Consider the following 20,940-nt stretch of genomic DNA (forward strand, 5'->3'; position numbering starts at 1 on the left):
CGGGGCGAAGCGCTGCTGGCCGGCGCCGGCGCCGCCGCGGCCGTCGCTGATGCGGTAGGTGCCCGCACTGTGCCAGGCCATACGGATCATCAGCGGGCCGTAGTTGCCGAAGTCGGCGGGCCACCAGTCCTGCGAGGTGGTCAGCACCTCGGCGATGTCCCGTTTCACGGCCGCGAGGTCGAGGGAGCCGAACGCCTCGGCATAGTCGAAGTCCTCACCGAGCGGATTCGCCACGGCGGGGTTCTTGGCAAGGATCTTCAGGTTGAGCCGGTCCGGCCACCACTGACGGTTACCGCCGCCCTGGGTCGGGTGCGCGGCACGTCCGTGCGCTACGGGGCAGCCGCCGCTTCCCTCCTCCGACTTCGCGTCTGTGACGATCGCGTCGTGGTTCTCAGTCATGGCAATCCTTCCGAACTGGACGGAACTCGGTGCTCAGAAACGTGCTCAGAAACTGCGGCCGGTGGAACAGTCGGGGCAGGTGCCCCAGTAGACGACCTCGGCCTCGTCGATCGCGAAGCCACGGTCGTCGGACGCGGTCAGGCAGGGTGCCTCACCGACCGCGCAGTCGACATCGGCGACGGCACCGCACGACCGGCACACGACGTGGTGGTGGTTGTCACCGACGCGTCCTTCGAACCGGGCGGGGCTGCCGGCCGGCTCGATACGGCGTATGAGGCCCGCTGCGGTAAGCGCGTGCAGGGCCTCGTAGACGGCTTGCAGGGAAATGTGGCCCACGCGGTCGCGGACCCCGGAGGCGATCGCCTCGACGCCGAGGTGGTCACCGTCCCGGACGGTCTCCAGCAGCGCGACGCGGGCCGCCGTCACGCGCAGGCCGACACCGCGCAGCTCCTCGGCGGTGGTCGGAGTCTGGGATGCGGTCATGAGGTCGAACCTACCCTCATAAACACGAAGGATTCAAGAAAACGAACAATGCAATTCTGGTCTCGTGTCGTCGCCCGGTGTTTGCCGGTGCGTAGCTCTGCCCGGCGTGGCTGCCAGGGCCGGCGGCCACGCCGGGCAGACCGGGCGCGTGGGGACAGACCGGGCGCGGGCGCACGGACGCATCATGTGGCCGTACGCCCCGTCCCACGGCGCGCCGAGCCGAGGCGTCCTCCGAACGGGTGAGCGCGCGGATCCGGGGGCCGCATGTCAGCCGCGACGCGCCTCCCTCGCGTACCGGCGGGCCAGAGCGTGGAACGCCTCCTTAGGCTCCCAGTGCCGTCGGGACGCGGGGTCGTGAGGACGGTCCTCGATGGTCTTGGTGACGGCGTAGCTCGCCAGGTCGAGGTCGTGGCGGGGGTCGCCGGGGCGGTGCGGGGCGTCGAGGGTCACGAACTCGAAGGCCATCGCCGCGTACAGGTCGAGCGAGGAGAAGACGTCGAGGAGCTGCATGAGGTACGCCGCCTGGGTGCGTTCGCTGCGGACCAGGTCGCCCTTGATCTCCTCGGGATGCTTGTCGTGGTCGACGACGTTCCACCCCATGCCGCCGGTCTCGGGTGCGCCGACGTAGGCGCAGGTACCGAACTCGGTGATCGCCAGCGGTTTGCCCCAGCGCAGATGGCGGCGCAACTCCCGTACGTAGTCGGCGCGGTGGGGGAAGTACGAGTAGTAGTCGATGCCGACGATGTCGAAGAGCCGCCAGTCGACCCGGTCGTCCTGGGCGGCCGCGTAGCCCAGCCGGCCGCGGAAGACGGAGCGGCCGGCCGCCGCCGCCTTCGCCGTGAAGCGGTCCAGGCGGCGCTGCATCCTGACCGGGTCGACCTTGCCGTCCAGCAGGTTCCGGACGCGTTCGAGGACGGTGTCGCCCGGGACGATGCCGGGCACGAAGAGCCAGAACTCGCAGCCCACGCTGAAGTCGACGCTCGCGCCCTGCCGGCGCAGCCGCTCCGCGAACCGGCCGGTCTCGGCGAGATGTTCCAGGATGTCCTGTTCGGGGACGTCCCCGAGGGTCGGCTGGAGCCAGACGTGCAGGCCCCGCTCGGCCGCTTCCGCCGCGGTGGCGGTGAGGCGCTCCACGCCGTCGCCGGTGACGTCCACGGTGTCGGCGTGCAGGTCGTCGCGGATCGCGCGGATGTCCTTGCGCATCCGGGCCGTGGTGAAACCCGTGGCCGGTGTCTCGCCCGCGCCGACGGTGTAGACGACACCTCGGTGGCCCAGCCCGTGCCGCCGCCCCTCGGCCGCCCGGGCCGGACCCGAGGGCAGCAGCGCCGCGGCGAGCCCTGCGGAGGCCGTCCCGGCCAGGAACTGTGCGCGACTGATCCCGCCGGCGCTGCCGGCGCTCTTGGTGTTCTCGGTCTTCTGCATACGGTCACCCTGGCGGGAGCAGGCCCGCCGGCACCGTCCCCCGATGGTCTGCGGCACGCGGCCGAAGGGAGCGAATCGGACGCCGAAAGTCGCGCCGGACCCCGAGGTGGCGCCGACCGGCCGCGGCCGGTCGCCGGGCTGCCGGCAACGGCCCGGGGGCGTTCACTCGTAGGGATGCACCGGGTCCGACCGTCCGTGGCATACCGGGGGTTCCGTCGTTCGCCAGCAGTGTGATGTTTGCATCATGACGTGATGAAGAGGGGGCGAACGGGAAACGCTCCCCTTCATGCCCCACGCGAAATTCATGCCCCACGCGAGATTTCTGCGGCAGGTGATGGGATGACGACGGCGACGACCCGGGCGAACCGGACGCCGCCCGCACGACCCGACGCGGCCACGGCCGCCGCCAGATCCTCCCCGCCCGGCGCCCCGTCCTCCCTGCCGTCCCTCACCGGAATGCGGTGGGTCGCGGCGCTGCTGGTGTTCGGGCTGCACGTGAACAACTTCGGCTACTTCGGTGGCGACGCCGGCCAGATCGTGTTCTGGGGATTCGGTGCAGGCGCCTCGGGCGTGTCGTTCTTCTTCGTGCTGTCCGGCTTCGTGCTGACGTGGTCCGCGCGGCCCCGGGACAGTGCGCTCGCCTTCTGGCGGCGGCGGATCGCGCGGATCTACCCGGTCCATCTGGTCACTCTGGCCGTCGCGCTCGTCATGGCGTACACGCTGGCCCATCAGGCGAGGCCGACGCCCAAGCAGGCGCTGGCGAACGTCCTGCTGCTGCACTCCTGGTGGCAGCCCTGGTGGCAGACGCTGAACCCGGTCAGCTGGTCGCTGGCCTGCGAGGCGTTCTTCTACGCCGCGTTCCCGCTGCTGATCCTGCTGCTGCGCCGGCTCGGCGCCCGGGGCGCGACGGCCCTGGGCGGGGTGTCGGTCGTGGCGGTGCTGGTCCTGGCCTGGGCTGATGCGCACCACTGGATGAGCCACTCGGTCTACTCTCTGCCCTCCGCCCGCCTCCCCGAGTTCGTCCTCGGCACGGTCACGGCCCGGCTGGTGCTGCTCGGCCGGTGGCGCGGGCCCGGTCTGGAGGCCTCGCTGGCCCTGGCGATCATCGGGTACTTCCTGATCCCGCAGGTCACACCCGGCTACTCCGCCACCGTCTGCACCCTCGCCGGGTTCGCCCTGCTCATTCCGGCGGCGGCCGTCGCGGATCTGCACGGACTGCCGTCGCTGTGGCGGCACCGGCGGCTGGTGCGGCTGGGGGAACTGTCGTTCGCCTTCTACATGATTCACCTGCTGGTCCTGCGCGCCGGCACGAACCTGCTGGGGACGAAGCCGCGCTACGGGGTCCTGGGAGGCCTCACGGTCACCGCCGTCGCCTTCACTGTCTCCCTGGCCCTGTCGTGGCTCTTGTACGAGGCGGTGGAGCACCCGGCGAGACGCCTGCTGCTGCGCAGCCGCCGCGCCCGTGGCAGTTCGGCCCCGTCACGGGACTCGCTCCCGTCCAGCCGCGACGCTCCGGCCGCGGCACGCGACTGAGCCGTACGCCGCCAAGGGTTACCGCGATTGGTTCCTGACCATCTCCAGCAGTGCGGCATGGGTCGCCGCGTCGGCGGCCGCGATCAGCCCGCCGGCGCCGGTGTGCAGGGGCCGGCCGTCGATGCCGGTGACCGTGCAGCCGGCGGCCCGGCACAGGGCTATCCCGGCGGAGAAGTGCACGCTGTCGCGCAGGTGGCCGTCGGTGACGTACGCGGCCCGGCGGCCGGCGGCCACCCAGGCGACCGCGAGGGTCGTGGAGACCACCCGCGGCCGGAACAGCTGCGTGAACCCCGGGTCGGCCAGGAGCCGGACCGCCTGGAAGCCGGGGGCGTTGGGGAACGGCGGGTCGAGGTTGACGTCCACCAGCCGGGAGTCGGGCGAGGGCGCCGACTCCTCGTCCCTGCCGTCGGTCCGGACCCGGGCTCGTATCCCGTCGGTCCAGAACACCTCGCCGTTGAACGGGTCGGCCGTCGCGGCCGCGGTGATCTCGTCGCCCACCCGCAGGGCCACATTGACCCCCACCAGCATGTTCCGCACCGCGTAGTTGAGGGTGCCGCACAGCGGGTCGACGAGCCAGCGGCGCGGGGCCGCCGCGGCACCGATGCTGCCGCTCTCCTCCCCCGTCACGGCGTCGTCGGGCCGCGCGTCGCGCAGCACCTCCACGATGGCCTGCTCCGCCGCGAGGTCGGCCGCCGTTGCGAAGTCACCGGCGGACTTCTCGAAGCGGGCGAGGGATCCCCCGTACATGTCGCGTACCACGTCCGCGCCCGCCTGGGCGGCCGCCAGAGCCAGTCGGGCGTCGGACTCCCCGTTGTCGATCAGCATGCCAGGAGGATAGGTCCGGGCCCGCCGGGACGGCGGGCCCGGGATGGGTCACCGCCGGCGGGCCGGTCCGGTCGGGGTGAGCGACAGGGTCTGCTCGGCCGCGGTGCGGCCTGCGCCGACGGAACTGCCGCTCGTGTCCGTCCAGTTGCGCACCGGAGTGGTCTCGGCGCGCCGGCCGGACGTCCCGGACAGGGCGAGGACGAGGCCGCTGTAGCGGTTGACGAGACGGTGGCTGCCGTCGCCGGAGGCGCCGGGGATCAGGAACCACTGCTGGCCGACGGAAGGCCCGTCGGCCGGTGCCGCGGTGGCGGTCGGCCTGGCTCCCCAGGCACGGCCGGCAGTGGAGGCGGAGCTGACGCCGAGCAGGCGTCCGCTGGCGGCATTGGTGAGGGTGAAGGCGCCGTCGCCCGTGGGTGTGAAGGTCCAGGATTCCCGGGAGGAGCCGGTGGGGGATGCGACGGACGTCGTGGCGGAGCCGCCTGAACTCTGGGCGAGGACCCGGCCCGTGCCGGCGGCGATGCGGTAGCGGCGGGTGGTGTCCACCGGCGGGGCGGCGGGCCGGGCGGCGTCGATGGTGACGTCGACGTACTCGCCGGAGGAGTCGTGGGAGCAGCCGAAGGAGCAGTACGAGCGGAAGGTCCTGCCGACCACGGTGGAACTGGTCCGGTTGGCCGGGTCGAGGAACCAGCGGTACCAGGACGCGTTCGTGTAGCCGCCGGTGTCGCCGATGAGACGCCACTGCTGGGAGGCCAGGTCTTCGGTGGCGTAGAAGTACTGCGGTGAGTCGCCGCTCTGGTCCACGGCCTGCGGTTCGCCGATGTACAGGCCGAGGTAGGCGTCGTAGGCGACGTTCATGACGAACAGCGGCGAGGTGGGGGGCATCGTGCCCGCCGCGATCTGCTCGGCGGCGGTGCCGGTGTTGGCCGGGTCGTACTCGCCGGAGACGGGCGTGTAGCCGGTGGGGTGGTCCGCGTCGACGGGCACGATGTTGCTCTCCCGGCCGCCGGTGCCGGGCTGGGACCAGGAGCCGTCGTACCACTTGCGCCAGGAGCCGGGCGCCATCTTCGCGGAGATCGGCGCGCGGGCCACGTGTTCGTAGAAGGCCTTCCAGCCGCCCTTCTTGTCCACGATCCGGGAGCCGTAATAGACGTAGAAGTAGCCGGACGCGGTGTCCACGAAGAGGCGCTGGTCGCCGTCGCCGTAGGAGTACGTCTGGTTCGGGAAGGCCGTCGAGTCCCCGCGCTTCGTGCTGTACGGGGAGGTCAGGACGTGGTCCTTGATGGTCCAGGTGCGGCCCCGGTCGTGGGAGACGGCGTAGTCGACTGCGTCGTAGTGCAGTCCGTCACCGAAGGGCTGCGGGGTGAACTCGTTGTGCACCAGGCCGTACCAGTCACCGGTGTCGGGATCGACCCACACCCCGGACAGGTCGCAGTAGTTCTTCTGGGCGTAGCCCGAGCCGCTCGGGGCGTACGTCGCCTCGCGGCCGGTCGGGCTGTTGTTGCACCGCCAGGTGGTGTCGTCGTTGCGGTCCTGGGCGTTGGCCGGGTCGGCCGCCTTGCTGAGCGTCTTGTCGAAGGCGGCGGTGTCGAAGTCCTTGCCCGTGTAGAAGTCCCAGGTGCGCGGGTCCTCGGCGCCGTAGAGGGCGGCGGACTGCTGGTAGTGGAAGGTGCCGTCCCTGTCGGTGTACGGGGTGGCGGGGGTGTCCGTGGGGTGGGTGAACGGCACCGGTGTCCCGACGGTCACGGTGTACGTCGCGTCGGCGGCCGGGGGCGCGGCAGTCGCCGGGGCCGGTGTGCCGCCGCCCAGGGCCAGGGCGGCGGCCGCGGCCAGGGCGCCGCCTGCTCTGCTCAAGAGTCGCACGGGTGCTCCTTGTTGCCGAAGGGCCGGTTGCACCGGAACGATCCGGGCCCGGTGGTCGCCCCGGCAATGGACTCCCATGCTCCGCCTCTTGCACTTTCGCGGCGGCGCGCCGCTCAGGCCTCCGGGTCGGATGCGTCAACGAGCGGTGATTCCCAGGCGAGTTGACGGATCAGCGTGTCGTCCTCGCGCGATGCGCCGGGAGCGGTGGAACCGGCGCGTGACGGGGCGTGGGTGCCGCGGGAGATGCCGCCGCTGACGGTGATGTTGTGCTCGGCGCGCGGGCGGCGGTGGTGTTCATGGACGGCGAACGCGGTCGGCGCATCGGGGATGTCGCGCAGGGCCTTGGCGAGGACGACGGCGTCTTCGAGCGCCATCGAGGCGCCCTGGCCGGTGGCCGGGGAGGCTGCGTGGGCGGCGTCCCCGATGAGGAGGACGCGGTCCGTGTGCCAGGGGGTGCCGAGCGGCATCTCGGTGGCGTTGGTGACCATGATCCGGTCGGCGCAGGCCGCGACGATGTCCGCGGCGGGCGTGGCGTCCTTGCGCAGGAGCGGGAGCAGTTCCTCGCGCCGTTCGGCGGCCGTGCGGTGATCCGGCGGGCCGGCGGGCAGCGGATCGCCGGCGACGCGGGCGAACCAGTACGTCTCCCCGGTCGGCGAGACCGCGTACCCGAAGGCCGCTTCGGTGCCGCGCACCATGGTGATGGCATCGGTCCCCTCGGCCGCGGGGGCGCCGTCCGTGTAGCCGTAGAAGACGCGCTGGCCCGCGTATCGGGGCTGCGCCGCGGGCGCGAAGGCAAGTCGGCGCACGGCCGAGTTCAGGCCGTCCGCGCCGATCAGCAGGTCGCCGGTGGCCGTGCTGCCGTCGGAGAAGTGCGCGGTCACGCCGTCGGGGCCGTCGTCCACGGACACCAGGCGGCTGCCGTGGTGCAGGGGTACGCCGCGCCGGACCGTCTCCGCCTGCAGGGCCGCGTTCAGCTCGCCGCGGCGCAGACAGCGGTAGCGCAGGGCGGGGTCGTCCGCGCCGGCGAGCGGTGCCTTCGTGACCTCGGCGCCCTGACTGTCGAGCAGGCGCAGGGAAGTCAGCGGAAAACCGACGGCCGTGACGGCGGTCGTGGCGTCGAGCTGGGCGAGGGCGCGCATGCCGTTGGTCGCCAGGGTGAGGAAGGCGCCTATGTCCTCGGCGGTGTCGGGGTGCGCCTCGAAGACGGCGACGTCGTGTCCCGCCTTGTGCAGGCCCAGCGCGGCCGCCGTGCCCGCGATGCCGCCGCCGATCACCAGTATGCGTGCCATCGGTCCACCCCACCGTTCCGTTCCGCCGACTCGGCCGAAGGCACACGTACGCCATGAACGGCGGGGCGGGCAAACCGAGGCACCACATTCGGTCGCGTCCCGGGAGGCCGGGCCCGGCGCGCGAAGTGCGCCACCCCCTGGGACGCAGGGCTCACTTGGCGAGCTGCTGGTACATCGATGCGAGGTCCTGCGAGAGCGCCGTCTTCACCCAGCGAGTGGTGTCGTCGCCGAGCACCTCGTGCGCTCCGGACTCGATGCCGTCGAGGGCGGCCACGGCGATGTCGTGGGCGTTCGCCTTCGGGGCGTCGATGCCGGACGTCATGTCGGTGTCGACGTAGGCCATGTGAAGGCCCGTCACCTGGATGCCGCGGGACTGGAGGTCCAGGCGCAGGCTGTTGGTCTGCGACCACAGGGCGGCCTTGGTGGAGCTGTAGCTGCTGCCGTCGGCGAGCCAGGACAGCGCGGAGTGGACGTTCAGGATGTGGCCGCCGCCGTTGCGCTCGATGACGGGCACGAAGGCGCGGGTGAGGAGCAGCGGGCCGTAGTAGTTGATCTCGAACTCGCGGCGGATGTCCTCCAGGGGCGAGGTGAGCACGCGGGCGCCGGTGGAGGCGCCGGCGTTGTTGATCAGCACGGTCACGTCCGGCGCCTGCTCGGCCAGGGCCGCCACGGAGGCAGGGTCGGTGACCTCCAGGGGCAGCGGGACAACGTCGGGGTGGGTGATGGTGCGCGGGTCGCGGGCGGTGGCGTACACCTGCCCGGCTCCCCGGGCGTACAGCTCCTCCACGAAGGCCTTTCCGATGCCCCGGCTGCCACCGGTGACGAGGACGACGGAGTTCTTCAGTGCGGTCACGGCAGTCTCCAGACAGATGAAACCGATCGGTTTCCAGCATCGTAAACCGATCGGTTTCCATACTCAAGGCGAAGCCTCTCGGGGCAGACGACGCAGGCTCTGAGGAGTGAGGTCGGTGCGGGTGGGATAGCCGTCGACGGCCATGATCAGGTCCGCTTCGGCGAGCAGGGACTTCAGGACGTGGAGGATGCCGTCCGTGCCGCCGAGTGCCAGGCCGTAGGCGTACGGACGGCCGATGCCGACGGCGGTCGCACCCAGGGCCAGGGCTTTGATCACATCGGCCCCCGAGCGGACTCCGGAGTCGAACAGGACGGGCAGTCCGTCGGCAGCGGCCACGACGTCGGGCAGCGCGCCGAGTGCGGGCAGGCCACCGTTGGAATGGCGGCCCCTCCATGGTTGGAGCAGTAGATGCCGTCGACACCGCCGTCCTCGGCACGTCGCACGTCATCCGGGTGGCAGATGCCCTTGACGATCAGCGGGAGCCGGGTGATGGAACGCAACCAGGGCAGATCGTCCCAGGTGAGCGCGTTGCCGAACACCTGCGTCCACAGCAGGACCGCCCCGTTGGGATCGCCCTTCGGGTCACGGCCGAGCCGTCGGCGGAAGCCGGGGGCGGTGAAGTAGTTGGCGAGGCAGTGGCCTCGCAGCTGACGAAAGTTCCCGGTCGCCAGGTCACGGGGCCGCCACCCGGTGATCCAGGTGTCGAGGGTGACCACGATCGCCTTGTACCCGGCCTGCTCGGCGCGGTGAACGAGGCTTTCGGCCAGTTCACGGTCGGTGGGCGTGTAGAGCTGGAAGCAACCGGGCGTGCTGCCCAGTTCGGCGGCGACGCTCTCCATCGGGTCCATGGCCAGAGTCGAGGCGATCAGCGGGACACCTGACCGGGCCGCCGCCCGGCCCGCGGCGAGATCACCGTGCCCGTCCTGCGCGCAGAGCCCGATCACTCCGACCGGCGCAATGAACAGCGGGGACGGCCAGGTCTCGCCGAGGACTTCGACCCGGACGCGCTGGCCGAACTCGCCGCCCGGCTCGACGCGTGCACACGTCCGGCCCTGGTCGTCGGCCCGGGCGTGGACGACGAGGACGCGCTGGACGAGGTCCGGGCGCCGACCGAGCGGATCCGTGCCGGGGTGTGGATCAGCCCTCTGTCCGGCCGCTCCGGGTTCCCGGAGTCGCACCCGCTGTTCCAGGGGTTCCTGCCACCGGTCCCGACCCGCTGGCCGCGCGCCTGGCGCCGTACGACGTGGTGGTGGCCCCGGGCGCGCCGGTGTTCACGTACCACGTGACCCACGACATCGACGAGAGCGTGTACGTCGGCGACCGCGTCGTCGTCCTCTCCCGCGGCCCCGGCTCCCGCGTCGTGCGGGACCTGGCGGTCGGCCTGCCCGGCAAGCGCGACCAGCTCACCACGCGGGGCCTGCCCGCCTTCGTGGCACTGCGCACGGAGGTGGGTCGGGCGGTGCGGCAGGACGACTGACGCCGGGGCGTCCCGGGAGGCGTACGTCGGACCGGGAGGAGCCGGCATGCGGTGGTGGACCGGCGCACGGATGAGCGCCACGGAGGTCGTACCGCCGGCCGGGTGCGGTGCGTCGGCGCGCGGGGGTATCGCGACGGGCGCGCGCCGCGCGGCGTCACCTGGCGGGCCGGCCCTCGGTGCGCAGCCGGCCCGCCGTCTTCAGCAGCCGGTCGGCGGGCTCGCGCAGCCGCGGATGGGCCAGGACCGTGTTCCGCAGGCCGCGCACCGGTCTGCGCCACAGCCGTTGCGCCATGGCCACGGGGTGCGGCCGGGCGGCGAAACCCTCACCGACCCGCAGCTCACGGGTCTTGAGCCAGTTCTTGTACTCCTTGTCTCCGCGCCCCAGGTCGACCAGGGTCACCCCGTGCCGGGCGGCCGCCTCGGCGGTCCTCAGGTGCATCATCAACCCGGGCGAGTAGTAGTGCAGTTCGGGGTCGTACGCGGTGAACCAGGCCGCCAGCACCGTGCTGGAGCGGGGGCCGAAGTGGGCGGCGACCGGACGGTCCCCGGCGTACAGCACGGACAGTACGCCGGTGAAGTGCTCCTCACGCAGGTGGAAGAGGTGGTTCACGAGGTCCACGATCCAGGGCCGCGAGAACCGGTCCATGCGTCCCGTCCGGCGGTACTGGGCGGACTTCCAGTCCATGAGCGTGCGCAGCATCCGCGGGTCCCGTTCGTCGAACTCGAACCGCACCTCGCCGATGTCCCGCCCGAGCCGGCGTTCCTTCTTCAGCGTCGTCTTGGCCAGCCCCGGATAGGCGCCGCGCAGCCACTCGGCGTAGGTGCCGTCCCCCGGCTTCACGTCGATCACCGGTGAGGCGAAGGTGCCGGTGACGTGCGGAGCGAACGGCCGCTGCTCCTGTACGAGATGGTCGAACTCGAAGATGCTCAGCCCGCAGGCGCGCAGCAGTTCCCCGGCGTCCCACGTGACACCGGGCCGGTGCACAAGGGCCTGGCAGTCGGACAGGCCGAGTCCGATGGCCCGGCCGGTGCCGAGGGGGCCGCGCTCGTACGGGAGGAATCCGACCGGCTCCCGGCCCTCGCGCAGGACCGCCACCCGCACCCCGCGCCGGTGGCGGCCGACCCCGATCGTGAACTCGGGTGCCAGGAAGGGGTTGGCGTACTCGGGTGATTCGTCCATCGCCCGGTGCCAGGCCTCGCGCAGCGCGGAGGTCAGGTCACCGGGTCTGTGGATGGTGATCTCCACCTCAGCTCGACCGCCCTTCCGCCGGCTCCACGGAGCACGTGTCGCGTGCGGCACAGGCCGGTGAGGCGTGTGGATCATGGCTCATGGATCGCATGGGCGATCGCTCCCCCCATGACGCGCCGGGCGCGTCCTGCCGACTCGTCTGTTGTCTGCGGGTCCCCGCCGTGCGTTGATGCTCAAACGTCGCGAAACAGTACGCACACTGTCAAGGGTGCCTCAGGCGACGGATGATCCGCCACGGGTCTGCGGACATCCGTGATGAGACGGGATGGACGCCGCGAATTTCACGCCCCCCGAGCACCGCGCGGACGCATGCGCCCCGTCAGCCCTGCCGGTGTCCCGAGCGGTCCGGGTCCACGGTCATGTCCTGCGTGCCGATCACCGACAGCAGTTCCAGTTGCGCAGCGCCCTCGGTGCCGGGCGGGGCGCTGAACCACAGGAGCCGCTGGCGGCCGTCCTCGCTGAACAGGTTGTGGCAGTCCAACTCGATGACGCCGAGCGTGGGATGGACGATCCGCTTGTGGTCGGTGCGGCGCAGTGCGACGTCCCGCAGCTCCCAGAGCGCGGCGAACTCCTCGCTGCGGCGGCGCAGCGCGCTGACCATCCGGGTGACGTCGGCGTCCTTGGCGCGCCGGGCGGCGACCGCCTGGAGGTCGGCGACGAAGACCCGGGAGTGGTGCGGGTGGTCCTCGGCGGGATAGACGGCACGGGCAACGGGGTCGGTGAACCAGCGGTAGACGAAGCTCGCCTCGGGGCCCCGGGCGGCCGGGGGCGGGCCGAGCAGCGCCACGGCGAGGGGGTTCTGGGCGAGGGTTTCGTGCAGGTCGTTGATGATCTGGGCCGGGGTGGTGGCGAGCCGGTCCAGCAGACCGAGCAGGGCGGGCTGGGCCTGTGCCGCGGTGCCGTGGGCGGTCGGCACGGGGCGCTCGGCAAGGTGGAAGAGGTGGTCGCGTTCGTCACCGCTCAGCCGCAGGGCACGGGCGAGGGAGGCCAGCACCTGCGCGGAGGGCTGGGCCCCGCGTCCGCGTTCCAGCTCGGTGTAGTAGTCGGCGGAGAGCCCGGCCAACTGGGCGACCTCCTCGCGCCGCAGCCCCGGGACCCGGCGGCGGGGCCCGGTGGGCAGGCCGACGTCGGCGGGGCGGACCCGGTCGCGGCGGGACTTCAGGAAGGCGGCTAGCTCCGAGTGGTTCACGATCCCATGGTCACTCCTGCGACGGCGCGGAACCAGGGGTTGCCAACCCCAGGGTGAGGCGAGCCGTGGCTGTCGTTCGGTCGGCGGCCCAGGCTGGAGGTGCCACCAGGAACCAACCCCTCCAGCACTCAGGAGTTCCCATGTCCACGCAGGAAACCGCAGCACCTCGCGTCGCCATCGTCACCGGAGGCTCCCGCGGCATCGGCCGCGAGACGGTGACCCGGCTCGCCGCCGACGGATACGCCGTGGTGGTCGGGTACGCGGGCAACCGCGACCTGGCCGAAGCCGCCGTCGAGGAGGTCACCGCGGCCGGCGGCCGGGCGGTCGCCGTGCGCGCCGACGTCGCCGACGAGGGGCAGGTCGCCGAAGTGTTCGGGACGGCCGCCCGCGAGTTCGGCGGAGTCGACGTCGTGGTGCACGCCGCCGGCCGCATGTATCTCGCGCCGATCGCCGAGCTGGACCTGGCGCAGTTGGACGCGATGCACCGCACCAACATCCGGGGCACCTTCGTGGTCGCTCAGCAGGCGGCCCGGACGCTGCGCCGGGGCGGCTCGTTCATCGCCTTCTCCACCTCCGTGGTGGGCCTGTCCTTCCCGGCCTACGGCGCCTACAGCGCCAGCAAGGGCGCGGTCGAGGCGATGACCATGGTCCTGGCCCGGGAACTGCGCGGCCGGGACATCACCGTGAACGCCGTCGCCCCCGGGCCCACGGCCACTGATCTTTTCCTGGACGGCAAGGACGAGGAGACCATCGCCCAGCTGGCCGCCCAGCCCCCGCTGGAGCGGCTCGGCACGCCCGCCGACATCGCCGAGGTGGTGGCCTTCCTCGCCTCCCCGGCCGGCCACTGGGTCAACGGCCAGATCGTGCGCGCCAACGGCGGCATCGTCTGACAACTCCCGACCCCCGCTTCCGGCAACTCCGGTACTCCTCCACTCCGCCACCCCAGCACTCCAATAACTCTCCGCACTCCCAGCGAGGAATCATGCCTACGAAAAAATCCCGGACCATCCTGGTCACCGGCGCCTCCAGCGGCTTCGGCGCGCTGACCGTGCGCGCGCTCGCCGATGCCGGCCACACCGTCTACGCGGGCATCCGGCAGACGGCCACCCGCAACGCGCCCGCCGTGGCCGAGCTCGACCGGTACGCGGCCGAGCACGGGGGGTCCCTGCACGCGGTCGAGCTGGACGTCACCTCCCAGGACTCCGCCGACGCGGCCGTCGCCCGGGTCCTGGCCGCCGAGGGCCGCCTGGACGTGCTCGTCCACAACGCGGGCCACATGGTCACCGGCCCGGCCGAGGCCTTCACCCCCGGGCAGCTCGCCGAGTTGTACGACGTCAACGTCCTCGGCGCCCAGCGCGTCAACCGGGCCGCGCTGCCCCACCTGCGGGAACGGGGCGAGGGGCTGCTGGTGTGGATCGGCAGCTCCAGCACCCGCGGCGGCTGCCCGCCGTTCCTGGCGCCGTACTTCGCCGCGAAGGCCGCGATGGACGCGCTGGCGGTCAGTTACGCCGGCGAGCTGATCCGGTTCGGCATCGACACCGCGATCGTCGTCCCCGGTGCGTTCACCTCCGGCACCAACCACTTCGCGCATGCGGGCACCCCCGCCGACACCGACCGGGCCGCCGCCTACGACGAGCGCTACGGCGCCCTGCTGGCGGGCCTGGACAAGCGGCTCGCGGCGCTGGTGCCGCCGGACGCGGACGTGGCCGAGGTCGCCGAGGCGGTCGTACGCCTGGTGGATCTGCCCGCGGGCACCAGGCCGCTGCGGACCCACGTCGACCCCACCCGCGACGGCAGCGAGGTCGTCTCCGCGATCGCCGACCGCATCCGCGTCGACTTCTTCCGCCGCGCCGGACTCGAGGATCTGCTCACCGCGGGCAGCGCCCTCTGACACCCCCTCATACAAGGAGACTCACCATGCCGTTCGCGAACTTCAAGGTCCCCGCCGGAAGCCTGGACGAGAAGCAGAAGGAACTGATCGTCACCCGCACGACCGACCTGTACGCCGAGATCTACGGCGAGCGTGCCCGCGCCACCACGCTGGTCCTGGTCGAGGAGGTCGCCGACGGCGGCTGGGGCATCGGGGGCCACGTGCTGACCCTGGCCATGATCCAGGAGTCGCCCGAGGGCTGACTGGCTCATTCGCGTCCGTGGGCCGGGTCCGTTCCGGAGCCCGCCGGCACACTGCCTGGCGGCACCACGGCGGGTCAACGTCCGGAACGCCGCGGCCCTCACGAAAGGCAGTACGCGATGTCCCCCTCCGAGCAGGCCGTCCCGAAGCCCGCCGATCTGCTGGCGGCCATGCCGTTCGCGGCCGGGCTGGGCATCGAGCTGCACGAGGTCACGGCCGAGCGCACCGTCGGCAGCCTGGCCTGGTCCCCAGAGGCCTGTACGGCGGGTGGTGCGCTGCACGGCGGGGCGCTGATGGCACTGGCGGACAGCGTCGGTGCCGTGTGCGCCTACCTGAACCTGCCCGAGGGGGCCTCCGGGACCTCGACGGTCGAGTCCAAGACCAACTTCCTGCGGTCGGTCACCGCAGGGCACGTCCGTGCGACGGCGCGTCCGCTGCACCTCGGCGGGACCCTCCTGGTGGTGCAGACCGACCTGCGCGACGACCGGGACCGGCTGGTCGGACAGACCACTCAGACCCAGATCGTGCTCGGGAGGACCACCGACTGATCGTCGTCGACACGAAGGCCGGCCCCGCCATCCGCAGGGCCGGCCTTCGTCGTGTCCGGGCGGTGATCCGCACCGTCGTATTGACATGAACCTGCGTCAACCCCGAGGCTTCGTGCGTGAAGTTGCTCGATTGAAGCCTCTTTCAAGCGTTTACGCGCATACAGCGCAAGAACAGTCAGTCCGCGATGGTGCGATGGGAGCTGTTCCGCCGTGCGAAGACTCCGACACCGTGTGCCGTGGCCGGCCTGGGTTCCGCTGGGGCTGGCGACCGCCCTGGCCGGGACCGTGCTCACCGCCCCGGCACCCGCAGCGGCCGCCACGACAGCGGCCGGCGCCGTACTCGACTCCGCCCACAGCAGCGTCACCTGGCAGAGCCCGGTCTACGCCAAGGGCACCGGCGGCGGCACCGAGAGCTGCCCCGATGCCGCAGCCGACCCCGAGAACAAGGTCTGCGACCGCTTCGACCTGACCGTCTCGGTGCCCGAGGGCTACTGGGACGACAACCCCGAGGGCGGCGTGCCGCTGTCGGTCAAGTGGGAGAAGCCGTCCGACGACTTCGACCTGTACGTCTACGACGACCACGGCAAGCAGGTGGCGTCCAGCGCCGGCACCGCCGACCCCGAGGCCACGGTGATCCCTCGGGCGTCGGGGACGTACCACGTCCTGGTCGTCCCGTACGACGTGCACGACAACTCCTTCACGGGCACCGCGTACCTGCCCGCGACCACAGACGCCGGGGATCTCACCTCCTTCTCCGGCGACGCCGGCAGCTACACGATCGGGGCGGGCGGACTAACGGCCCGCGCCGACTTCCTGACGGGAGGCCGGCTCCGCCTCCAGGCGGATCCGTCGGGCTCGCTGAGCGATCCGGCGGGCACGGCCGTCGTGCGCAAGGCGCCCACCCTCGAGCGGCACACCTCGTCCTTCGACGCGGGCGACTACTACGGCATCCGCAGCCCCGAGGCCGTCCTGCGCGTGTACAAGAAGCCCCTGCGGTTCGGGCTGTACAGGCCCGACGACCGCACCCGGATCTGGCAGGAGGACAAGCCGCTGCGCTGGTCCACCGGCGGGATGCGGCAGAGCCTCACGCGGGGCGCGGACGAGCAGTTCTTCGGCGGCGGCGAGCAGAACGGCAGCTTCTCGCACCGCGGGCAGACGATGTACGTGGCCAACAGTTTCGACTGGAACGAGGGCGGCTACAACAACTCCCAGCCGTTCTACCTGTCCAGCGCGGGCTACGGCGTCTTGCGCAACACCTTCGCGCCGGGTGTGTACACGTTCGGCGCACCGGTCACCACCGGGCAGCAGGAACGGCGCCTGGACGCCTACTACTTCCTCGGCGACGCCAAGCAGGTCATCGGCAAGTACACACAGTTGGTGGGCAAGCCCTTCATGCCGCCCGTGTACGGCCTCGAACCCGGTGACTCCGACTGCTATCTGCACAACGCCAACCGGGGCGAGCGGCACACCCTGGACGCCCTGAAGATCGCCGACGGCTACACCGAGAACCAGATGCCGCTCGGCTGGATGCTGGTCAACGACGGCTACGGCTGCGGGTACGAGAACCTGGAGCAGACCGCCAAGGGCCTGCAGGACCACCAGGCCCAGCTCGGCCTGTGGACCCAGGACGGCATCGACAAGCTCGCCGACCAGGTCAAGGCGGGCCAGCGGGTGGCCAAGCTGGACGTGGCCTGGGTCGGCAACGGCTACAAGTTCGCGCTGGACGCGTGCGACGCGGCCAAGGCGGGGATCGAGGGCAACAGCGACGCGCGCGGCTTCGTGTGGCTGCCCGTCTCCTGGGCAGGCGCCCAGCGGTGCGGAGTGCTGTGGAGCGGCGACCAGAAGCTTGTCCTGGGACTACATCCGCTGGCAGATCCCGACCTACGCCGGGGCGACGATGTCCGGCATCGCCTACAACACCGGTGACGTGGGCAGCATCTACCGCCACGACGCGAAGATGTACGCCCGGGACCTCCAGTGGAAGGCGTTCCTGCCGGCCATCATGACGATGGACGGCTGGGCGAGCGACATCGCCACGGGCAAGCCCGCCGACCAGCAGCCGTGGCTCGACGGTGAGCCGTACACCTCCGTCAACCGCAAGTACCTCCAGCTGAAGGAACGGCTGCTGCCGTACATGTACACACTGTCCGCCGAGGCGGCGAAGACGGGTGTGGGCGCGGTGCGTCCGCTGTGGCTGGAGTATCCGGACGACCCGAACACGCTGGGCGCGCAGGCGAAGTACGAGTTCCTGTCCGGCCGCGACTTCCTCGTCGCCCCGGTCTACCAGGACTCCGACACCCGCGACGGCATCTACCTGCCCAAGGGCACCTGGACCGACTACTGGACCGGCCGCACCTATGAGGGTCCCACCACCCTGAACGGCTACCACGCACCGCTGGACACGCTCCCGCTGTTCGTGCGCGACGGCGCGATCGTCCCCATGTGGCCCAAGGGCACGACGAGTTGGCAGACCCGCGACCGGCACGAGCTGGACTGGGACCTGTATCCGTCCGCCCACGGCACCAGCCGTTACACGCTCTACGAGGACGACGGCGTGACCCGTGACTTCGCCAAGGGCGCGGCCGCCACCCAGCATGTGTCGGTGCACGCCGACACCCAGGGGACGACCGTGTCGGTCGGCGCGAGCAGGGGCGAGTACGCGGGCAAGGTCGACGCCCGGACGTACCGGTTCACGGTGCACGGCGACACGACGCCCGGGCACGTGTACCTCGACGGGCGGCAACTGCCGGACTCCGCCTGGTCGTTCGACGGCGACACCCGGGTGACGACCGTGCGCACCCCGAGCCTGCCGCTCGGCCGCGGCTTCACCCTGCGCCTCCGATGAGGAGCCTTAGGTAAAGAACACGTATGGTCTAGTCCAAAGAGCACTTTGGACTAGACCAACCTATTGACGTGATCTCATCAACCCCGGAGGCTGGGGCCCCTCCCCACCCCACCCCTCTGGAGGCACGCAGTGAGACGTCTTCGTGCATGTCTGGGCGCCGCGGCCGCCGTCGCACTGGCCGCCGCGGGTACGACCGCGCTCGTCGCGGGCAACGCCTCGGGCGCGACCACCGCGCTGAGCAACCGGTGGTACGCCGCGGCCCCGTACCTGATGCCGCTGGACAACGACCCACCGAACCCGTCCGCCATCATGGACGCCACCGGCCTCAAGGCCTTCCAGCTGGCCTTCATCCTGGCCCCCAACGGCGGCGGCTGCTCCCCGACCTGGGGCGGCACGGCCGCGGTCTCCTCCGACACGGCGGTCCAGTCGGTCGTCGACACCATCCGCGCCAAGGGCGGTGACGTCTCCGTCTCCATCGGCGGATACGGCGGCACCAAGCTCGGGCAGACCTGCTCGGACGCTGCTTCCACGGCGGCCGCGTACCAGCAGGTCATCACCAAGTACGGGCTGCACGCCATCGACTTCGACCTGGAGGAGCCGGAGTACGAGAACACCGCGGCGATCAAGAACGAGATCGGCGCCGCGAAGATCCTTCAGCAGAACAACCCGGGTCTGTACGTCTCCGTGACCACGGCCGGCACGGCGGACGGCACCGGCTGGTTCGGCAAGCAGATGCTGCTGGAGGCCAAGTCGCAGGGGTTCACCCCGAACAACTTCTCCATCATGCCCTTCGACGGCGGCTTCAACGGGGCGGCCAGCCAGACCAGCGCGCTGACCAACTTCAACTCGATCCTGCAGTCCACCTTCGGCTGGGACCAGGCGACCGCCTACGCCCACGAGGGCTTCTCCGGCATGAACGGCCGCAGCGACACCGGCGAGTACTTCACGCAGGCCGACTTCCAGACCGTGCTGGACTACGCCGCGAACCATCACATGGATCGGTTCACGTTCTGGTCCCTGAACCGCGACCGCCAGTGCACGCCGCCCGACAACGGCGGCCGGACGTCCGGGACCTGCTCCAGCGTGACCCAGAACTCCTGGGACTACGCGAAGTACTCGGTGCAGTTCGCCGGGGTCACCCCGCCCACCTCCACCCCCACTCCGACACCCACCCCCACCCCGAGCTCCTGCAAGACCGCCTGGAGTTCGACGGCGGTGTACACGGCCGGGAACGAGGTGTCGTACAACCAGCACAACTGGAAGGCCAAGTGGTGGACCCAGAACGAGACGCCCGGCGCCGCCGAGTGGGGTCCGTGGCAGGACGAGGGCGCCTGCTGAACCTCTTGACGTGTCTGGTTCAGACCTCTAACTTCACGGGTCACCGATGACCAAGGATGCGGCCAGCGTTCACGCTTCTGAACAGTTGAACGCCGGCCGCATCCTTCCGGCGGAAGGACCCCCCACATGACCCGATCCCGGCTTCTCGCGGCAGCGACCGCCGCCGGCCTCTCGCTCGCGCTCACCGTCCTCGGCAGCGGCAGTGCGGGGGCGGCCGACCCGCATGTCGCCCCCGGTGGCAACTTCGACCTGTCGATATGGCAACTCCAGGAGCCGGTGGGCTCGCCCGGCTCCCCGACCACCATCCCCTCGTCCCGGCTCCAGGGCGCGAACGGCTACCAGGACGCGTACTTCTACACCGACACCCGCGACGGCGCGATGACCTTCTGGGCGCCCGAGAAGGGCGTGACCACGCCGAACTCTAACTACGCCCGCTCCGAACTGCGGGAGATGAACCGGGGCGGCGGCGCCGCCGACTGGTCCCTGGGCGGCTCCCACCGGATGAGCGCGACCCTGCGCGTCGTCGCCGTGACCAAGAACGTGTGCGTGGGCCAGATCCACCTCGGCTCCGGCGGCTCCTCCACCAAGCCGCTGCTGGAGCTGTACTACCACGCGAACGGCGACATCGTGCTCGGCACCGAGAACTCGCCGTCCGGCGGCCAGACCCTGCACACCGTGGGGCATGTGTCGGTCGGCAAGACGTGGAACTACGCCATCGCCGTCTCCGGCGGCAACACCATCGAGCTGACCGTCAACGGCACCACCACCCGCTACGGCATCCCGTCGTCCTTCTTCCCGTACAAGCAGTACTTCAAGGCGGGCTCGTACAACCAGTCCTCCTCGAACAGTACGACGAACGGCGCCCGGGTCGCCTTCTACGGACTGACCGTGAAGCACGGCTGACACGCCGCCCGACCTGCGCGACTGGTGCAACCGGGCGGACGGTCGTAGCGTCGAGGTGCACGCGGTCGGACACGGCACGACGGCTGGGAGCGGCCATGCGCGGATCACTGGTGGGAACGGCAGTCACCCTCGCTGCAGGAGCCATGCTCACGGCGGCGATGACCACGGCCTCGGCCAGTCCGCCGACCCCGACGCCGACCCCGAGGGCCGAGGTCTCGCAGCCCGTCCTCGTCGACTGCCTGTGGAACCACGACGTCCGCCCGGCCGACTTCATCCTGGCCTGCGGCGACGGCAACAGCCGTCTCACGGGGCTCCACTGGACCCAGTGGAGCCCGGACGCGGCGGTCGCCGTGGGCGTGAACATGGTCAACGACTGCAAGCCCTACTGCGCGGCGGGCACCTTCCGCGCCTACCCGGTGACGGTACGGCTGGACCGCGCGCAGCCGTGGAAGAAGCACCCGGACGTCCAGCGCTTCGACCGCATGAGTCTCACCTACAAGGACGCCCGGCCGGACGGCTTCAACCAGGTCATGACCTACCCGCTCTGGGACTGAGCGCTCCCGGACCGCACGCGCCCCGCCCGTCACCCGGGCGGG

The 20,940-nt window shown here is 71.3% G+C and carries 17 protein-coding genes and 4 pseudogenes; 11 read left to right on the top strand and 10 right to left on the bottom strand.

Annotated elements, in window-relative coordinates; all coding sequences use genetic code 11:
- The 3 genes and pseudogenes from ABZ471_RS42000 to ABZ471_RS42010 form a co-directional block, all read right to left on the bottom strand.
- A pseudogene (locus tag ABZ471_RS42000) lies at positions 1-399 on the bottom strand (catalase-peroxidase); the annotation flags it as partial.
- A 45-nt stretch (positions 400-444) separates the two neighbouring features.
- On the bottom strand, positions 445-882 hold the full coding sequence (locus ABZ471_RS42005) for a Fur family transcriptional regulator (RefSeq protein ID WP_359074286.1): 438 nt from the start codon (positions 880-882) through the stop codon (positions 445-447).
- A gap of 267 nt (positions 883-1,149) precedes the next feature.
- Positions 1,150-2,304, bottom strand: coding sequence for an abortive phage infection protein (locus tag ABZ471_RS42010; RefSeq protein ID WP_359074288.1), 1,155 nt, complete (start codon positions 2,302-2,304; stop codon positions 1,150-1,152).
- A gap of 339 nt (positions 2,305-2,643) precedes the next feature.
- Here ABZ471_RS42010 and ABZ471_RS42015 point away from each other — a divergent pair, with 339 nt between their 5' ends.
- Entirely contained in the window at positions 2,644-3,837 is a 1,194-nt protein-coding gene (locus tag ABZ471_RS42015; protein ID WP_359074289.1) for an acyltransferase, read from the top strand.
- Positions 3,838-3,855: 18 nt separating this feature from the next.
- On the opposite strand, the gene ABZ471_RS42020 is transcribed toward ABZ471_RS42015, so the two are convergent.
- The 5 genes and pseudogenes from ABZ471_RS42020 to ABZ471_RS42040 all read right to left on the bottom strand — a co-directional run.
- A complete protein-coding gene (locus tag ABZ471_RS42020; RefSeq protein ID WP_359074291.1) occupies positions 3,856-4,662 on the bottom strand; it encodes an inositol monophosphatase family protein in 807 nt (268 codons plus the stop codon).
- Positions 4,663-4,710: 48 nt separating this feature from the next.
- The gene (locus ABZ471_RS42025; protein WP_359074293.1) at positions 4,711-6,513 is read right to left on the bottom strand and encodes an RICIN domain-containing protein; all 1,803 of its coding nucleotides are present in this window, start codon (positions 6,511-6,513) and stop codon (positions 4,711-4,713) included.
- Positions 6,514-6,635: 122 nt separating this feature from the next.
- On the bottom strand, positions 6,636-7,811 hold the full coding sequence (locus ABZ471_RS42030) for an FAD-dependent oxidoreductase (RefSeq protein ID WP_359074295.1): 1,176 nt from the start codon (positions 7,809-7,811) through the stop codon (positions 6,636-6,638).
- A gap of 151 nt (positions 7,812-7,962) precedes the next feature.
- Positions 7,963-8,664 (bottom strand): SDR family oxidoreductase, encoded by a 702-nt coding sequence (locus ABZ471_RS42035; RefSeq protein ID WP_359074297.1) that lies wholly within the window; start codon positions 8,662-8,664, stop codon positions 7,963-7,965.
- A 63-nt stretch (positions 8,665-8,727) separates the two neighbouring features.
- Positions 8,728-9,638, bottom strand: a pseudogene (locus ABZ471_RS42040) (alpha-hydroxy-acid oxidizing protein); the annotation flags it as partial.
- A 96-nt stretch (positions 9,639-9,734) separates the two neighbouring features.
- On the opposite strand from ABZ471_RS42040, the gene ABZ471_RS42045 reads away from it, so the two are divergent.
- The gene (locus tag ABZ471_RS42045) at positions 9,735-9,950 is read left to right on the top strand and encodes a hypothetical protein (RefSeq protein ID WP_359074299.1); all 216 of its coding nucleotides are present in this window, start codon (positions 9,735-9,737) and stop codon (positions 9,948-9,950) included.
- A pseudogene (locus ABZ471_RS42050) lies at positions 9,947-10,141 on the top strand (ABC transporter ATP-binding protein); the annotation flags it as partial. The gene ABZ471_RS42045 and the pseudogene ABZ471_RS42050, both read left to right, overlap by 4 nt.
- Before the next feature lie 154 nt (positions 10,142-10,295).
- Here the strand turns inward: ABZ471_RS42050 and ABZ471_RS42055 are convergent.
- Entirely contained in the window at positions 10,296-11,387 is a 1,092-nt protein-coding gene (locus ABZ471_RS42055; protein ID WP_359074301.1) for a GNAT family N-acetyltransferase, read from the bottom strand.
- Between the two features lie 322 nt (positions 11,388-11,709).
- Complete coding sequence (locus ABZ471_RS42060) at positions 11,710-12,579, bottom strand: helix-turn-helix transcriptional regulator (RefSeq protein WP_359074303.1); 870 nt, start codon at positions 12,577-12,579, stop codon at positions 11,710-11,712.
- 140 nt (positions 12,580-12,719) lie between these two features.
- On the opposite strand from ABZ471_RS42060, the gene ABZ471_RS42065 reads away from it, so the two are divergent.
- From ABZ471_RS42065 to ABZ471_RS42100, 8 genes and pseudogenes are all read left to right on the top strand, one after another.
- On the top strand, positions 12,720-13,469 hold the full coding sequence (locus ABZ471_RS42065; RefSeq protein ID WP_359074306.1) for an SDR family oxidoreductase: 750 nt from the start codon (positions 12,720-12,722) through the stop codon (positions 13,467-13,469).
- Between the two features lie 92 nt (positions 13,470-13,561).
- Positions 13,562-14,470: an SDR family oxidoreductase gene (locus ABZ471_RS42070; RefSeq protein WP_359074308.1), complete on the top strand. Its 909-nt coding sequence runs from the start codon at positions 13,562-13,564 to the stop codon at positions 14,468-14,470.
- Positions 14,471-14,496: 26 nt separating this feature from the next.
- Positions 14,497-14,712, top strand: coding sequence for a 4-oxalocrotonate tautomerase family protein (locus tag ABZ471_RS42075; protein WP_359074309.1), 216 nt, complete (start codon positions 14,497-14,499; stop codon positions 14,710-14,712).
- Positions 14,713-14,829: 117 nt separating this feature from the next.
- Positions 14,830-15,258, top strand: a complete 429-nt coding sequence (locus ABZ471_RS42080) for a PaaI family thioesterase (protein ID WP_359074310.1) — start codon at positions 14,830-14,832, stop codon at positions 15,256-15,258.
- Between the two features lie 681 nt (positions 15,259-15,939).
- Positions 15,940-18,103, top strand: a pseudogene (locus ABZ471_RS42085) (TIM-barrel domain-containing protein).
- A gap of 129 nt (positions 18,104-18,232) precedes the next feature.
- Positions 18,233-19,441 carry a chitinase gene (locus ABZ471_RS42090; protein WP_359074312.1) on the top strand — a complete coding sequence of 403 codons (1,209 nt, stop codon included), beginning with the start codon at positions 18,233-18,235 and terminating at the stop codon, positions 19,439-19,441.
- Positions 19,442-19,567: 126 nt separating this feature from the next.
- Positions 19,568-20,344, top strand: a complete 777-nt coding sequence (locus ABZ471_RS42095; protein WP_359074314.1) for a polysaccharide lyase family 7 protein — start codon at positions 19,568-19,570, stop codon at positions 20,342-20,344.
- 95 nt (positions 20,345-20,439) lie between these two features.
- A complete protein-coding gene (locus ABZ471_RS42100) occupies positions 20,440-20,898 on the top strand; it encodes a hypothetical protein (RefSeq protein WP_359074316.1) in 459 nt (152 codons plus the stop codon).
- The last annotated feature ends 42 nt before the right edge of the window (positions 20,899-20,940 follow it).

Source organism: Streptomyces sp. NPDC005728 (assembly GCF_040630895.1).
Lineage (GTDB): Bacteria > Actinomycetota > Actinomycetes > Streptomycetales > Streptomycetaceae > Streptomyces.

Excerpts from the sequence above, each read along its gene's own strand:
- ABZ471_RS42005 (WP_359074286.1), bottom strand. The coding sequence starts at position 882 with ATGACCGCATCCCAGACTCCGACCACCGCCGAGGAGCTGCGCGGTGTC.
- ABZ471_RS42080 (WP_359074310.1), top strand. The coding sequence starts at position 14,830 with ATGTCCCCCTCCGAGCAGGCCGTCCCGAAGCCCGCCGATCTGCTGGCG.
- ABZ471_RS42095 (WP_359074314.1), top strand. The coding sequence starts at position 19,568 with ATGACCCGATCCCGGCTTCTCGCGGCAGCGACCGCCGCCGGCCTCTCG.
- ABZ471_RS42030 (WP_359074295.1), bottom strand. The coding sequence starts at position 7,811 with ATGGCACGCATACTGGTGATCGGCGGCGGCATCGCGGGCACGGCGGCC.
- ABZ471_RS42010 (WP_359074288.1), bottom strand. The coding sequence starts at position 2,304 with ATGCAGAAGACCGAGAACACCAAGAGCGCCGGCAGCGCCGGCGGGATC.
- ABZ471_RS42100 (WP_359074316.1), top strand. The coding sequence starts at position 20,440 with ATGCGCGGATCACTGGTGGGAACGGCAGTCACCCTCGCTGCAGGAGCC.
- ABZ471_RS42075 (WP_359074309.1), top strand. The coding sequence starts at position 14,497 with ATGCCGTTCGCGAACTTCAAGGTCCCCGCCGGAAGCCTGGACGAGAAG.
- ABZ471_RS42065 (WP_359074306.1), top strand. The coding sequence starts at position 12,720 with ATGTCCACGCAGGAAACCGCAGCACCTCGCGTCGCCATCGTCACCGGA.
- ABZ471_RS42020 (WP_359074291.1), bottom strand. The coding sequence starts at position 4,662 with ATGCTGATCGACAACGGGGAGTCCGACGCCCGACTGGCTCTGGCGGCC.
- ABZ471_RS42070 (WP_359074308.1), top strand. The coding sequence starts at position 13,562 with ATGCCTACGAAAAAATCCCGGACCATCCTGGTCACCGGCGCCTCCAGC.
- ABZ471_RS42015 (WP_359074289.1), top strand. The coding sequence starts at position 2,644 with ATGACGACGGCGACGACCCGGGCGAACCGGACGCCGCCCGCACGACCC.